Origin of the sequence: Rhodobacter aestuarii (assembly GCF_900156655.1) — a bacterium.
Lineage (GTDB): Bacteria > Pseudomonadota > Alphaproteobacteria > Rhodobacterales > Rhodobacteraceae > Rhodobacter > Rhodobacter aestuarii.
This window is the reverse complement of record NZ_FTOG01000008.1, coordinates 39,462-52,853: the sequence shown is the minus strand read 5'-3', so window position 1 is coordinate 52,853 and position 13,392 is coordinate 39,462. Positions and strand designations below refer to the sequence as shown.

11 protein-coding genes are annotated in these 13,392 nt (G+C 63.4%); 9 read left to right on the top strand and 2 right to left on the bottom strand.

Features of this window, described 5'->3' with window-relative positions:
* Nucleotides 1-80 precede the first annotated feature (80 nt).
* The 3 genes from BW967_RS12135 to trpE all read left to right on the top strand — a co-directional run bounded on the left by BW967_RS12135 (nt 81) and on the right by trpE (nt 4,715).
* Nucleotides 81-1,262: an aminotransferase gene (locus BW967_RS12135; RefSeq protein ID WP_076485350.1), complete on the top strand. Its 1,182-nt coding sequence runs from the start codon at nt 81-83 to the stop codon at nt 1,260-1,262.
* A gap of 79 nt (nt 1,263-1,341) precedes the next feature.
* A complete protein-coding gene (locus BW967_RS12130; RefSeq protein ID WP_076485349.1) occupies nt 1,342-3,195 on the top strand; it encodes a SurA N-terminal domain-containing protein in 1,854 nt (617 codons plus the stop codon).
* A gap of 11 nt (nt 3,196-3,206) precedes the next feature.
* Nucleotides 3,207-4,715 (top strand): anthranilate synthase component I, encoded by a 1,509-nt coding sequence (gene trpE / locus BW967_RS12125; RefSeq protein WP_076485348.1) that lies wholly within the window; start codon nt 3,207-3,209, stop codon nt 4,713-4,715.
* Between the two features lie 34 nt (nt 4,716-4,749).
* Here the strand turns inward: trpE and BW967_RS12120 are convergent, their stop codons facing one another.
* On the bottom strand, nt 4,750-6,162 hold the full coding sequence (locus tag BW967_RS12120; protein ID WP_076485347.1) for a divergent polysaccharide deacetylase family protein: 1,413 nt from the start codon (nt 6,160-6,162) through the stop codon (nt 4,750-4,752).
* Between the two features lie 142 nt (nt 6,163-6,304).
* On the opposite strand from BW967_RS12120, the gene BW967_RS12115 reads away from it, so the two are divergent.
* The 6 genes from BW967_RS12115 (at nt 6,305) to lexA (ending at nt 11,154) form a co-directional block, all read left to right on the top strand.
* Nucleotides 6,305-6,892 (top strand): anthranilate synthase component II, encoded by a 588-nt coding sequence (locus tag BW967_RS12115; protein ID WP_076485346.1) that lies wholly within the window; start codon nt 6,305-6,307, stop codon nt 6,890-6,892.
* Nucleotides 6,889-7,899: an anthranilate phosphoribosyltransferase gene (gene trpD, locus BW967_RS12110; RefSeq protein WP_076485345.1), complete on the top strand. Its 1,011-nt coding sequence runs from the start codon at nt 6,889-6,891 to the stop codon at nt 7,897-7,899. The genes BW967_RS12115 and trpD overlap by 4 nt, the downstream gene beginning before the upstream one ends.
* Complete coding sequence (gene trpC, locus BW967_RS12105; protein ID WP_076485344.1) at nt 7,896-8,690, top strand: indole-3-glycerol phosphate synthase TrpC; 795 nt, start codon at nt 7,896-7,898, stop codon at nt 8,688-8,690. Before trpD ends, trpC begins: the two co-directional genes overlap by 4 nt.
* On the top strand, nt 8,684-9,157 hold the full coding sequence (moaC, locus tag BW967_RS12100; protein ID WP_076485343.1) for a cyclic pyranopterin monophosphate synthase MoaC: 474 nt from the start codon (nt 8,684-8,686) through the stop codon (nt 9,155-9,157). Before trpC ends, moaC begins: the two co-directional genes overlap by 7 nt.
* A complete protein-coding gene (locus tag BW967_RS12095) occupies nt 9,154-10,332 on the top strand; it encodes a molybdopterin molybdotransferase MoeA (protein WP_076485342.1) in 1,179 nt (392 codons plus the stop codon). The genes moaC and BW967_RS12095 overlap by 4 nt, the downstream gene beginning before the upstream one ends.
* Before the next feature lie 105 nt (nt 10,333-10,437).
* The gene (lexA, locus tag BW967_RS12090; protein WP_076485341.1) at nt 10,438-11,154 is read left to right on the top strand and encodes a transcriptional repressor LexA; all 717 of its coding nucleotides are present in this window, start codon (nt 10,438-10,440) and stop codon (nt 11,152-11,154) included.
* A gap of 46 nt (nt 11,155-11,200) precedes the next feature.
* Here lexA and BW967_RS12085 read toward each other — a convergent pair whose 3' ends face one another.
* Entirely contained in the window at nt 11,201-13,333 is a 2,133-nt protein-coding gene (locus BW967_RS12085; RefSeq protein ID WP_245826544.1) for a ComEC/Rec2 family competence protein, read from the bottom strand.
* Between the last annotated feature and the right edge of the window lie 59 nt (nt 13,334-13,392).

The following is a 13,392-nucleotide window of genomic DNA, read 5'->3' as shown; positions in this document are numbered from 1 at the left end:
AATATCCCCGCCGGAGGCGCCACCTCTTGCCAAGGACTTGGCCCAATGCTCATGTGGCGCAACATTTGCCAGAGGATGCCATGACCCTTTCGCCGCTCAACCCCGCGCTTGCAAACACCTTTGCCCCTCCGGTGATGGAGGCGCGGCGCTGGATTGAGGGGGTCACTTTTCCGCCCGAACGGCCCTTGCTCAATGTCAGCCAAGCCGCGCCGGTAGAGCCGCCGCCGCTTGCCCTGCGCCAAGCGATTGCCACCGCATCACTCGAAAACCCTGCCGCGCATCTTTATGGCCCGGTGCTGGGCCTTCCCGAATTGCGTGCAGAAGTCGCGGCGCAATGGTCGGCGGCCTATGGGGAAGAGGTGGCCGTGAACCAAGTTGCGATCACCCAAGGCTGCAACCAGGCCTTTTGCGCAGCACTCGCCACTTTGGCAGGCGCGGGGGATGAAGTCATTCTGCCAACGCCTTGGTATTTCAACCATAAAATGTGGCTCGATATGGCTGGTGTGCGCACAGTGCCGCTGCCCACCGGGGCCACGCTGTTGCCCGACCCAGAGGCCGCCGCAGCGCTGATCACGGACCGCACGCGAGCGATTGTGCTCGTCACCCCCAACAACCCCGGCGGGGTGGAATACCCGGCCGAATTGGTGCGCGCGTTTTTTGACCTCGCCCGCAAATACAAGATCGCGCTCATTGTCGATGAGACCTATCGCGATTTTGACGCCCGCAGCGGCGCGCCGCATGATCTGTTCACCGACCCGGATTGGGCGGATACGCTGATCCAGCTTTATTCTTTCTCCAAAGCCTATCGGCTTACCGGGCACCGCGTTGGCGCGATTGTGACCTCAAGCGAGCGCTTGGCGGAGGTGGAGAAATTCCTTGATACCGTCGCCATTTGCCCCAGCCAACTAGGCCAGATTGGCGCGCTTTGGGGGATGCAGAACCTCGCACAATGGGTGGCGGGCGAGCGGGCGGAAATTCTGGCCCGCCGCGCCACGATTTCTGACGGGTTCAATGCGCTTGAAGGCTGGCGATTGATGGGCGTCGGCGCCTATTTCGCCTATGTCGAACACCCCTCCCCGCTGCCTGCGCCCGATTTTGCCAAAAGCTTGGTGCATGAGGCGGGCGTTTTGCTGCTGCCCGGCACGATGTTCATGCCCGAAACCGACCCCGCCGGGCAGCGCCAATTGCGCATCGCTTTTGCCAATATCGACACCACACAAATCGCGGAATTGATGAGACGGCTTGCCGCCCTGCCGCTGTGAGCCTTGCGGGTCCGCGCCCAAAGCCCTAAACACCGCCAGAAGGCCCTCAAAACGGGCCCCCAAAGACCGGGAGGATGGGATGTCGACAAAGCTGCGCAGCCACGGCAAAAGCGTTGTGGTGTGGATCTTGCTTGCGATGCTGATCTTCGGCTTGGGCGGCTATGGGGTCTCCAACTTCTCGGGCGGGGTAAAATCCATCGGCACGGTGGGCGAAACCGAGATCACCGTGCAAGATTACGCCAATGCGCTGCGCCAAGAAATGAACGCCGCAGCCGCGCAATTTGGCCGCCCTCTGCGCATGGAGGAAGCCCGAGCGATTGGGCTTGATCGTGCCGTCCAGGGCCAGCTTTTTGGCGCAGCAGGGCTGAGCGAGCAGGCAAACCGGCTGCATCTGTCGGTTGGGGATGAAGAAGTGGGCCGCCAGATCACATCGGCCCAAGCCTTCCAAGGCCCGACGGGTCAGTTTGACCGGACCGCCTACCGCGACATGATCCGCCGTCAGGGCTATACTGAAGCTGCCTTTGAAGCGCGCCTGCGCGCTGATATTGCGCGCTCGATCTTGCAAGGCGCGGTGGCTGGTGGCGCGGTTGCCCCCGAGGTACTGGTGAACACCTACACCGCCTATTTGGGCGAAACCCGTGATATCGCCTTTGCCGAGATCACCGAAGACAGCCTGCCCGCCCCCGTCGGCACGCCCGATGACGCGGCGCTGCAAGCCTATTACGAGGCGCATATCTCCGATTTCACCAGCCCCGAGGCGCGTGAAATCACCTATGCGTGGCTCACGCCCGAAATGATGGCCGAAGCCGTCGAGATTGACGAGGCAACGCTGCGCGAGACCTATGACAGCCGCAAGGACGAGTTTGTTCAACCCGAGCGGCGCGATGTCTCCAAGCTGGTCTTCCCGACGCAAGAGGAAGCCGATGCCGGGATGGCCCGCATCGCGGCAGGCGAAGCGACTTTGGCGGATCTGGCCGAAGAGCGCGGCCTTTCGGCCACCGACATTTCCATGAGCGAACAAAGCGAAGCCGATATTGGCGGCACGGCAGGGGCTGCTGTTTTTGCGGCCACCGATCTGGGCGCTATCGGCCCGTTTGAAACGGACCTTGGCCCGGCGCTTTTCTCGGTTGATGCGATTTATCCCGGGGAAGAAACCAGCTTCGAAGATGCGCGCGGCGATATTGCGGCAGAGCTGGCCGCAGAACGCGGGCGGCGGATGATCTCCGACGTGACCTCCGATCTGGAAGACCGGCTCGCCTCGGGCGCCACGCTTGAGGAAATGGACAAAGAAACCGCGATGCAGCTTGGTCATATCGCGTTTAGCGCGGAAACGACCGATGGCATTGCCGGCTATGAAGCCTTCCGCGAGGCGGCGACGGCTGTGACCGCGCAAGACTTCCCTGAACTTGGCAATTTGGCCGATGGCGGCGTGTTCGCGCTGCGCCTTGATGGCATCACTCCCGCCACGCCGATCCCGTTTGATCAGGTCAGCGATCGGGTGAGTGAGGCTTGGGCGGCAGCCGAACTGATGCGGCTGAAGAAAGAGCAAGCCGATCAGGTTGTGGCCGCGCTCGAGGCTGGCACCAGCTTGGTCGACCAAGGGCTTGAGGTGCGCAGTGAAGATGCGCTGATCCGGGGGGCCTTTGTGGAAGGCGCACCGCAAGGCTTGGCCGAAACCGCCTTTGCGACGGAGCCGGACAAAGGCGCGGTGGTGAGCGATGCACAGACCGTCTTTGTCGTCACGCCCATGGCCGTACATGCCGCCGATATGAACAGCCCAGAGATGCAACAGCTTTCGCAGACCTTCTCGTCGCGACTGGGGCAGATGATCGGCAATGACCTGGTCGATTTTTACGCCGCTGCCGCGCAAAGCGAAGCGGGCATTACCCTTGATAGCGCTGCGATCAACGCGGTGCAGGCACAAATTCAATAACGGAGGCCAAAATGGTTGCCCTTTCTCCCAGTTACGAGGTGTTCGAGGCAGCCTGGGCCGAGGGCAAAAACCAACTGGTCTATGCGCGGCTTGCCGCCGATTTGGATACGCCTGTCTCGCTGATGCTGAAGCTCGCGGATGCGCAGAAGAACTCCTTCATGCTGGAATCCGTCACCGGCGGCGAGGTTCGCGGGCGCTATTCCATGATTGGCATGAAGCCCGATGTGATTTGGGAATGCCGGGGCAATCAGGCGCGCATCAACCGTCAAGCGCGGTTTGATGATGCCTTTGAAGACCTGCCCGGCCATCCGTTTGAAAGCCTGCGCGCGCTGATTGCCGAAAGCCGGATTGATATTCCCGATGATCTGCCTCCGGCGGCATCGGGGCTGTTTGGCTATTTGGGCTATGACACGATCCGCTTGGTTGAGCATCTACCCAATGTGAACCCCGACCCGCTTGGCGTGCCTGATGCGGTGCTGATGCGGCCTTCGGTCGTGGCGGTGCTCGATGGTGTGAAGGGCGATGTGATCTTGTGCGCGCCCGCCTTCCAAGGCTCGGGGCTCACCGCGCGCGCGGCCTATGCGCAAGCGGCAGAGCGGGTGATGGATGCGCTGCGCGATCTGGACCGTTCCCCCGCGCAAGGCCGCGAAATGGGCGAGGCGGCGCAAGTCGGCCCGATGCGGTCAAACTTCACGCCCGAGGGCTATAAAGCCGCCGTTGAAAAGGCGAAAGAATACATCCGTGCGGGCGATATTTTCCAAGTCGTGCCCGCGCAACGCTGGGCGGCCGATTTCCCGCTGCCGCCGTTTGCGCTTTACCGCTCTCTGCGCCGCACCAACCCCTCCCCCTTCATGTTCTTTTTGAACTTTGGCGGGTTCCAGATTGTGGGCGCGAGCCCCGAAATTTTGGTGCGCCTGCGCGAAAACGAAGTGACGATCCGCCCGATTGCCGGCACCCGCCCCCGTGGCGCCACGCCCGAAGAAGATAAGGCGCTGGAACTTGATCTGCTGGCCGACAAAAAGGAACTGGCCGAGCATTTGATGCTCTTGGACCTTGGCCGCAACGATGTGGGCCGGGTCGCGCAAATCGGCACCGTGCGCCCGACCGAGCAGTTTGTGATCGAGCGCTATTCGCATGTGATGCACATCGTCTCGAACGTGGTGGGCGAATTGGCCGAGGGCGAAGATGCCCTTTCGGCCCTGCTGGCTGGCCTGCCGGCTGGCACCGTTTCGGGCGCGCCCAAGGTCCGCGCGATGGAAATCATCGACGAGTTAGAGCCCGAAAAGCGCGGCATCTATGGCGGTGGCGTGGGTTACTTTGCGGCCAATGGCGAGATGGATATGTGCATCGCGCTGCGCACGGCGGTGGTGAAGGATGAGACGCTTTACATCCAAGCAGGCGGTGGCGTTGTCTATGACAGCGACCCAGAATCCGAGTTCCAAGAAACCGTGAACAAATCCAAAGCACTCCGCCGCGCGGCGGAGGATGCAGGCCTGTTCGTGCGGCGCGGCAATAGCTAAGTCAATGCGCCCGGGCCACAAGCCCGGGCCCCCCTTAGGGCCGGGCCATCGCTTGCACCGTCGCTGAAAGCGGCGCGAGGTTCAGGCCGTTTTCGGCTTCTGCGCGCCATTCTTGCAGCCCGGCCACCGATTCCGGCCAAGCGGACAGCATCACCACCACCGATCCATCGCGCTTGGCTTCAAAAGCCGCGCGCGACAGCGTGCGCGCGATCACCGTCGCCTTGTCACGCCGCGCATCCAGCACCCGCCAAATCGTGGCTTGCAAGCCCCCCTCGGTGCGCGCGCCCATGCCCACCGATTGCGTCACATAGGCCATCCCCTCGGCGGCAAGCGCCTTTTGCGCCTGTTCGGCCAAACGGCTTTGACCCTGCAACACCGGGCGTTCGGGCTCCACGAGCGCCAGCGCCTCCGGCACTGCGGCGCGCCAGCCCGCAAGGGCGATCTCCACATCTTTCGGTTCCGCCCCATCGGGCAAAGGATCGGCCAAGATCGCCACTTCCATCCCCGCCGCGCGATAATCGCGCGCCGCTTGCGCGGCATCCGGGGCAGCGGGATCAATGACCACCGTCACCCAAGAGCCAAGCGCCTTGATCGTCTCTCGATCCAAGCCCCCCACCGCTGCTCCCTGGTCCAAAAGCATCACAGAAAACCACGGCTGATCCGGTTTGGCGGTGTAACTCGCGGCAAAACGCTCAATCGCCGGAAGCGCGGCGGGCGCAGAGGCGGCAGTAACCGTCTCATCTTCTTGGGGCTCTGCAGTGGCTGTGGCCGGGGCCGCTTGCGGATCCGCGCCAACCTGCGGCAAGCGGTTCACCTTCGTGCCCTCGGCATCGGCAAATCCGCTCCCCTCACCGGGGTTCAGCATCCGCGGCAATGCCGGGCTCACCGGCACCAAGGCGCCATCGGGCATCAAGGTGATTTCCTGCCCCGGTTCGGGGATCACCTCCGCAGGCGGCAGATCGGGCGCAACCGCTTCACCGGGCGGCGGCACGGGCATCGACGGTTCCGCCGAAGGCGCGCTTTCCAGCGCTGCCTCGGGCGTTTGCGGCGCCACGGGGGCCACTGGTGGCGCAATATCGGGCTGCGGGCGCGCGGGCGGCGCGGTCACCGGATCGTCAAGCGCGGCAATCTCTGCCCCGGTCATCGCTTCGCTTGGCGGAGCTTTGGGCGGATTTTCAGGGCTATCGGGCGCCGGAATATCGCTTGTGGCGGCGGGCAATTGCTCCCCATCCGTGCGCGCGAATTCGGAACCCGCGGGCAGCGGCACGCCCTCTGCCGGACCTGCGCGAGAGGCCACCTCAGGGCGCGCAACCGGCTGTGCCCCTTGCCCCGGCACCGGGAGTACCGGCCCACGACCGGGCGGCGGCACCATCACCGCAGCCGTGGAAAGCCCCAATCCAGAGACAACCACCCCCGCAAAGATCCCCGCGATCATGCCACGTGCCATACTGCCACTCCTTGCCTGTGCGCGCGGGCCGCGCCTCGCTTTTACCTTGCGGGCTTGACCCGGGCCGCGCGCTCTGAACATCTATACCGCGACATCCGGCCCTGTTCACCCCCAGATTGCGCCGGACACGGAAGGAAAGCCCATGCTGCTGCTCATCGACAACTACGACAGCTTTACCTACAACCTTGTGCACTACTTTGGCGGCCTTGGGGCCGAGGTAAAAGTCGTGCGCAATGACGCGATGGATGTGCAAGAGGCGATGGGCCTTGGCGCAGAGGCGATTATCCTATCGCCCGGCCCCTGTGACCCTGCGCAAGCGGGCATTTGCATTCCGCTGACGCTGGCGGCGGCAGAGGCGGGCGTGCCCTTGATGGGCGTCTGTTTGGGTCACCAAACGATTGGTGAGGCTTTCGGCGGCAAAGTGGTGCGCGCGGGCGAGATCGTGCATGGCAAGATGGGCACAATCGAACATGCCGGCAAAGGCGTGTTTCGCGGCCTGCCCTCGCCCTTCCAAGCGACCCGCTATCACAGCTTGATCGTGGAACGCGAAAGCCTGCCCGATTGCCTAGAGGTCACGGCCTGGCTGGACGGAGGCATGATCATGGGGCTGCGGCACAAAGAAAAACTGATCGAAGGGGTGCAATTCCACCCGGAATCGATCGCCTCCGAGCACGGCCATCAGTTGCTGCGCAATTTCCTCGAAGAAGCAAAGGTGAAGGTGAGCGCATGAGCGAGTTGAAACCCCTGATCGGCCTTGCCGCCGACCGTGCCCTGACCCGTGCCGAGGCCGAAACCGCTTTTGAGATTTTCTTTGAAGGGGCGGCCACGCCCGCGCAAATGGGCGGGCTGTTGATGGCCTTGCGCACGCGTGGCGAAACGGTGGATGAAATCGCCGCCGCCACCTCGGTGATGCGCGCAAAAATGACCCGCGTGAACGCGCCTGAAGGTGCGATGGATATTGTCGGCACCGGGGGCGATGGCAAAGGCACGCTGAATATCTCGACCGCGACCGCCTTTGTCGTGGCCGGCGCGGGCGTTCCGGTTGCGAAGCACGGCAACCGCAACCTATCGTCCAAATCCGGCGCGGCAGATGCGCTGACCGCGCTGGGGCTTGATGTGATGAAAGGCCCGGCTTTGGCCGAGCAAGCGCTCAAAGATGTGGGCATCACCTTCCTGATGGCGCCGATGCACCACCCGGCGATGAAGCATATTGGCCCCGCGCGAGTTGAGCTTGGCACCCGCACCGTTTTCAACCTGCTCGGACCGCTGACCAACCCCGCAGGCGTGAAGCGCCAATTGACCGGCGCGTTTTCGCGCGATTGGATCCGCCCGATGGCCGAGGTGCTCAAGGCGCTCGGGTCCGAGTCCGCATGGCTTGTGCATGGCTCGGATGGCACAGATGAGCTGTCGATCTGTGGCGTAAGCTGGGTCGCGGCGCTGGTGAATGGCGAGATCACCGAATTTGAGGTGCATCCGGAAGAGGCTGGCCTGCCCGCGCATCCGTTCGAGGCGATCATCGGTGGCGAACCCTCTGAGAACGCCGCCGCGTTCCGCGCGCTTTTGGCGGGCGAACGCAATGCCTATCGCGACGCGGTGCTGCTGAACTCCGCTGCGGCGCTCGTTGTGGCGGGCAAAGCGGGCAATCTGAAAGAGGGCGCAGCGCTCGCGGCCGAAAGCATTGATAGCGGCGCGGCCTCAGCAAAGCTTGAAGCACTGAAAGCGGTGCTGAGCGCATGACCAATATCCTCGACCGGATCAAAGCCTATAAGCTAGAGGAAGTGGCCGCAGCCAAAGCCCGTGTGCCTTTTACGGAGGTTGAAGCCGCCGCCAAGGCCCAAGCCCCAACCCGCGGCTTTGCCGAAGCGCTTCGCACAAAAGCCGCGCAAGGCTATGGCTTGATTGCGGAAATCAAGAAAGCCTCGCCCTCCAAAGGGTTGATCCGGCCCGATTTTGACCCGCCCGCGCTCGCCAAAGCCTATGAAGAAGGCGGCGCGGCGTGTTTGTCGGTCTTGACCGATACGCCAAGCTTCCAAGGCGCGCCCGAGTTTCTGACGGCGGCGCGCGATGCCTGCACCCTGCCCGCTTTGCGCAAAGACTTCCTCTATGACACCTATCAGGTGGCCGAGGCACGCGCTTGGGGCGGTGATTGCATCTTGATCATCATGGCCTCGGTCGAGGACAGCTTGGCCGCGGAACTGGAAGACGCCGCCTTTGGCTGGGGCATGGATGTGCTGATTGAGGTGCATGACGGCGCCGAGCTTGATCGCGCGCTCAAAGTGCTGAAATCGCCGCTTTTGGGGGTGAACAACCGCAACCTCAAAACCTTTGAGGTGACGCTGGATGTCACCCGCGAACTGGCCCCCACGATCTTGGCGGAGGGGCGCGAGTTGGTCTGTGAAAGCGGGCTTTTCACACCGCAAGATTTGGCCGATATGGCCGAGGTCGGCGCGCGCCGCTTCCTCATTGGCGAAAGCCTGATGCGGCAAGCCGATGTCGCCGCCGCCACGAAAGCGCTGCTTACATGCTGAGCCACTTCGACGGCGCGGGCAAGGCGCATATGGTCGATGTTTCCGGCAAGCCGGTCACCGCGCGCGAAGCGGTGGCAGAGGGCTGCGTGGTGATGGCGGCGGAAACGCTTGCCCTTGTCACCCAAGGCACCGCCGAAAAAGGCGATGTGCTGGGCATTTCCCGCGTGGCGGGGATTATGGCGGCGAAAAAGACCGCCGAGATCATTCCGCTTTGCCATCCGCTGCCAATCACCAAAGTGGCGCTGGACCTCACCCCCGATGAAAGCCTGCCCGGCGTGCGCATTCGCGCCACCGTCAAAACCTCGGGCCAGACCGGGGTGGAGATGGAAGCGTTGACCGCCGTTTCCGGCGCGGCGCTCACGCTTTATGACATGCTCAAAGCCGCCGAAAAGGGGATGCAGATTGAAGGCATCCGTTTGGTGATGAAAGACGGCGGCAAATCGGGCCGCTATGAGGCTGCCCCGTGATTTCGGTTGAAGAGGCGCTTGCGCATGTCTTGGCGCTCGTTGCGCCTTTGCCGTGCGAAACCGAGCCTTTGCCACAAGCGGCAGGGCGCGTTTTGGCCGAACCTGCGGTAGCACAGCTGACCCAACCGCCCTTTGATGCCTCGGCGATGGATGGTTATTGGCTGGCCGAAAGCGATGCCCGACCGGGCGCCACGCTCATCGTGGCAGGCGAAGCGGCAGCGGGCCACGGCTTTAGTGACGAGATCCCCCCCGGCCATACGTTGCGCATTTTCACGGGCGCCCCCTGCCCCGCGCGCCCGGGCCGGGTGATCCCGCAAGAGGATGTGACACGCGCGGGCGACACAATCACGCTAAGCAAACTGCCCAAAACCACGCATATCCGCCCGCGTGGGCAGGACTTTGCGGAAGGAGCCGCGCATTTCCCACGTAGGCGACTGAATGCCCGCGACATCGGGCTTTTGGCGGCCATGAATGTGGCGCAGGTCGCGGTGCATCGCCGCCCCGTGGTGGCGATTATCGCCACAGGGGATGAATTGGTGGAACCGGGCGAAACGCCGGGCGCGGACCAAATCATCTGCTCGAACAATTATCTTTTGGCCGCCGAGGTGGCGCGCCACGGGGCCGAGGCGCGGATGCTGCCAATTGCGCGCGACAATGAGGCCAGCCTGCGCGCGGTGCTGGATCAGGCCGAAGGCGCCGATCTGGTGCTGACCTCGGGCGGGGCCTCGGTGGGGGACCATGACATTGTCGGGAAAGTGGCCGCGACGATGGGGCTGGAGCGGTCATTTTGGAAAGTGGCGATGAAGCCCGGCAAACCGCTGATGGCGGGGCGGCTTGGCAAGGCGGCGCTTTTGGGGCTGCCCGGCAACCCGGTCGCAGCGGCGGTTTGCGCCGATGTGTTCTTGCGCCCAATGCTTATGAAATTCCAAGGGCTTGAGACGCCGCTCACGCTTGCAAAGGCGGTTTTGGGCTGCGATCTGCCGCCCGAAGGCCCACGCCAGCATTACCAGCGCGCGCGCCTGACACCCGGCGAAAGCTTGCCCGTGATCACCCCCTTTTCCAGCCAAGATTCCGCGCTGTTGAGCGTGTTGGCCGAGTCTGAAGCGCTGCTTATTCGCCCGGCCCAAGATCGCCCGCGCCGCAGGGGCGAAACCGTCAGCTACTTGCCGCTTTAACGGATCGGCATGCAGGTTCCGCCTCGGATTCGTTGACACGAAACGAGAACAGGGTTAGAACAAGACAAGAACGCCCGAAGCGGCGGCCCCAGTGAGGATACAGGAATGCTGACACGCAAGCAGTTGGAGCTTTTGGATTTTATCCAAAAGCGGATGGCGCGCGACGGAGTGCCGCCTTCTTTTGACGAAATGAAAGATGCGCTGGATCTGCGCTCCAAATCCGGCATCCACCGGCTGATCACCGCTCTGGAAGAACGGGGCTTCATTCGGCGCATGGCGCATCGGGCGCGGGCGCTGGAGATCGTGAAGCTGCCCGAGTCGATGGAACGTGCCGCGCAACTGCAAGCCGAGGCCACGCAACCGCCCGGCTTTACGCCGAAAGTGATTGCGGGCGACAAGGTGGATCCGCCGCGCGGCGCGCTGGAGGTGACGGCAACCGCGATGGAACTGCCGGTGATGGGGCGCATTGCGGCGGGTGTGCCGATTGAAGCAATTGCCCAAGTCTCGCATCACGTGGCGGTACCGGGCTCGATGCTGTCGGGCAAGGGTGAGCATTATGCGCTTGAGGTCAAAGGGGATTCGATGATCGAGGCGGGCATCAACGATGGCGATATCGTGGTGATCCGCAGCCAAGGCACCGCCGACAACGGCGATATTGTCGTGGCTTTGGTCGAAGATCATGAAGCCACGTTGAAGAAATACTATCGCCGCGGCGGAATGATCGCGCTGGAAGCTGCGAACCCGGCCTATGAAACGCGAATGCTGCGCGAAGATCAGGTGAAGGTACAGGGGCGGCTTGTTGGGCTGATCCGCAGCTACTGAGTGGGAAAAGAAATGCAAAACCGCCGCCTCCTATGGGGCGGCGGTTTTACTTTGGCGGATCGGTCCATAGCCGGTGCCCTGCCAATTGCGCAACACTATGGCTGCGGCCCAGCGCATCAAAGGCAAGTGCCCCGCTGCGCGCTAAGCTGCGGGTATCGAGCACGGTGCAATCGCCTTGGAAGCCTTTGGGCGCGGGGGCTGCCAAAACCACCAAAGCCGCATTTTGGCAAGCCATCGGCAGCGCGTCCAATGCGCCTTTTCCGCTAAGATGCACCAGCGGGCGGCCTTGCCAGATCGCCTGCCGCTGCCCCTTTGGCCCGGTGAAGCCCGCGCGTTCTGCCGCCTGCTCGGGCGTGGCGGTATCTCCATCGGCCTCAAGCCAACGCTCTGCCGTGTAGCTTGGGGAGGCTTTGGAAAGCGCCCGGCCCGCAGGCGTCATCAGGCCGACCAGCGCGCCCTCTTGCGCGATCAACAACATCGGGCGCGGGGTGAGCGACCAGCCCAAAGTGGCAACCACGAGCGCGCCAAGCGAAAGCAGGCGCAAAATACCGCGCCCCAGCACCAAGCCCGCCGCCGCCAAAGCGAGCACCGGCAGCACCCATCCGGGCGGCGCAACCAGCGCGGTTTGCGCGCCGCCCAGCCCTGCGACCCAGTCGGCCACCCAAAGCACCCAGTCTGTGCCCTTGCCCATCGCCCAAAGCGCGGGGCCTGCAAGGCCAAAGGGGGCAAGACAGGCGGCGAGCACGCCAGCCGGCATCACCACAAGCCCCATCACCGGCACGGCCAAAAGGTTTGCCAAGATCCCGTAATGCGCCATGCGCCCAAAATGCGCCGCTGCAATGGGCGCGGTGACAAGCCCCGCCACGGCCGAGGTCAGCACCAGCAGCGCCACCGGGCGCAACAGCTGGGGGATGTGATTTTGCAGCCGGGGCCAAGGTTTGGCGATCAAAATGAGCGCCGTGGTGGCGGCAAAGCTCATTTGAAACCCCGGCCCCAGAAGCGAGTCTGGCCAAAGCGCCAGTAGCACCAGCGCCGCGAGCGCCACCGTTTGCAGCGAAAGTGCCCGCCGGTCCAACAGCACAGCCGTGAGCATGATCGCGATCATGATCCACGAGCGTTGCGTGGCGATATCAGCCCCCGAAATCCAGAGGTAAAGCGTGGCCGCCACAAGGGCGACAGCGGCGGCGATCTTTTTCGTGGGCAGGCGCAGCGCGCCCCAGCCCCAAAGCGCCAACCCATGTCGGATCGCGGCAAAAACAAAGCCCGCGAGCATCCCCATATGCAGCCCAGAGATCGAGACCATGTGATAGAGGTTTGAGGCCCGCATCATGTCATTCGTAGCCTCGGTGATCCCCGACCTATCTCCCGTCATCAGCGCGGCGGACACAGCGCCCGCCTGCCCCGCAATCCGCGCCTGCATCGCCGAGGAAAGCGCCATGCGCCAACGATGCGCGGCAAGCCCCCAATCATCTGGTTTTGGCGGGGCAATCAGCAAAACGGGGCTGCGCGTATAGCCCAAAGCACCAAGCTGCGCGAACCACGCATTGCGACGAAAATCCCACGCGCCGGGCTCGGTTGGGCCATTGGGCGGGCTCAGATGCGCCGTGGTCATTACGCGCTGACCCGGCTCCAACGGGTTGCGGGGCAGCGGCCCATGCAGGGCGATACGCAGTTTTACGGGTGTTGCATTGGCGGGTTTACCGAGCAGTCGGGCTTGATCGAGCGTGAGCCGCAGCACATCGCGCGAGGACCGATCAATCCGTATGATCCGCCCCTCAACCGGGCCGTAATAGCGAGAGCTTAGCACCGGCGCGGCGACGGAATGCGCTTGATGATTGGCCAGCAACAGCCCCAACGCCACGAACAGAAGAAACACCGCAGGCAGATGCGTATAGCCCGGGCCGCGCAGCCACAGCAAAAGCGCACCAATGCCCGCAGCCCCAAGGCCCCACAAGAGCGGGCCGGAAGGGTCAACAGGTAGTGCAAAATAAAACCCGATCCCCAGCCCCAAGGCAAAGGGCGCCCAAAGCACCCAGTTGATTTGGGCCCGATCCAGCGCCCCAAACGGGTCGTCAAGCCCTGCAAAACAAGCCTTTGAAACGGCGTAAAAAAAGGGAACCACCCGGCGCTGGGGCCGCTTGGGCAGGTCTTCGGGCTGTGCTGCGCTCCCCCGCGCCACTTGTCCCGGCCCCCTTTCGTGGATTAGAGAACCCCTCAAGAAAGCCTACGGGCATCATG

What these genes read in the sequence shown, in the direction of transcription:
- BW967_RS12135 (WP_076485350.1), top strand. Translation starts at nt 81, where the DNA reads ATGACCCTTTCGCCGCTCAACCCCGCGCTTGCAAACACCTTTGCCCCT.
- BW967_RS12130 (WP_076485349.1), top strand. Translation starts at nt 1,342, where the DNA reads ATGTCGACAAAGCTGCGCAGCCACGGCAAAAGCGTTGTGGTGTGGATC.
- trpE (WP_076485348.1), top strand. Translation starts at nt 3,207, where the DNA reads ATGGTTGCCCTTTCTCCCAGTTACGAGGTGTTCGAGGCAGCCTGGGCC.
- BW967_RS12120 (WP_076485347.1), bottom strand. Translation starts at nt 6,162, where the DNA reads ATGGCACGTGGCATGATCGCGGGGATCTTTGCGGGGGTGGTTGTCTCT.
- BW967_RS12115 (WP_076485346.1), top strand. Translation starts at nt 6,305, where the DNA reads ATGCTGCTGCTCATCGACAACTACGACAGCTTTACCTACAACCTTGTG.
- trpD (WP_076485345.1), top strand. Translation starts at nt 6,889, where the DNA reads ATGAGCGAGTTGAAACCCCTGATCGGCCTTGCCGCCGACCGTGCCCTG.
- trpC (WP_076485344.1), top strand. Translation starts at nt 7,896, where the DNA reads ATGACCAATATCCTCGACCGGATCAAAGCCTATAAGCTAGAGGAAGTG.
- moaC (WP_076485343.1), top strand. Translation starts at nt 8,684, where the DNA reads ATGCTGAGCCACTTCGACGGCGCGGGCAAGGCGCATATGGTCGATGTT.
- lexA (WP_076485341.1), top strand. Translation starts at nt 10,438, where the DNA reads ATGCTGACACGCAAGCAGTTGGAGCTTTTGGATTTTATCCAAAAGCGG.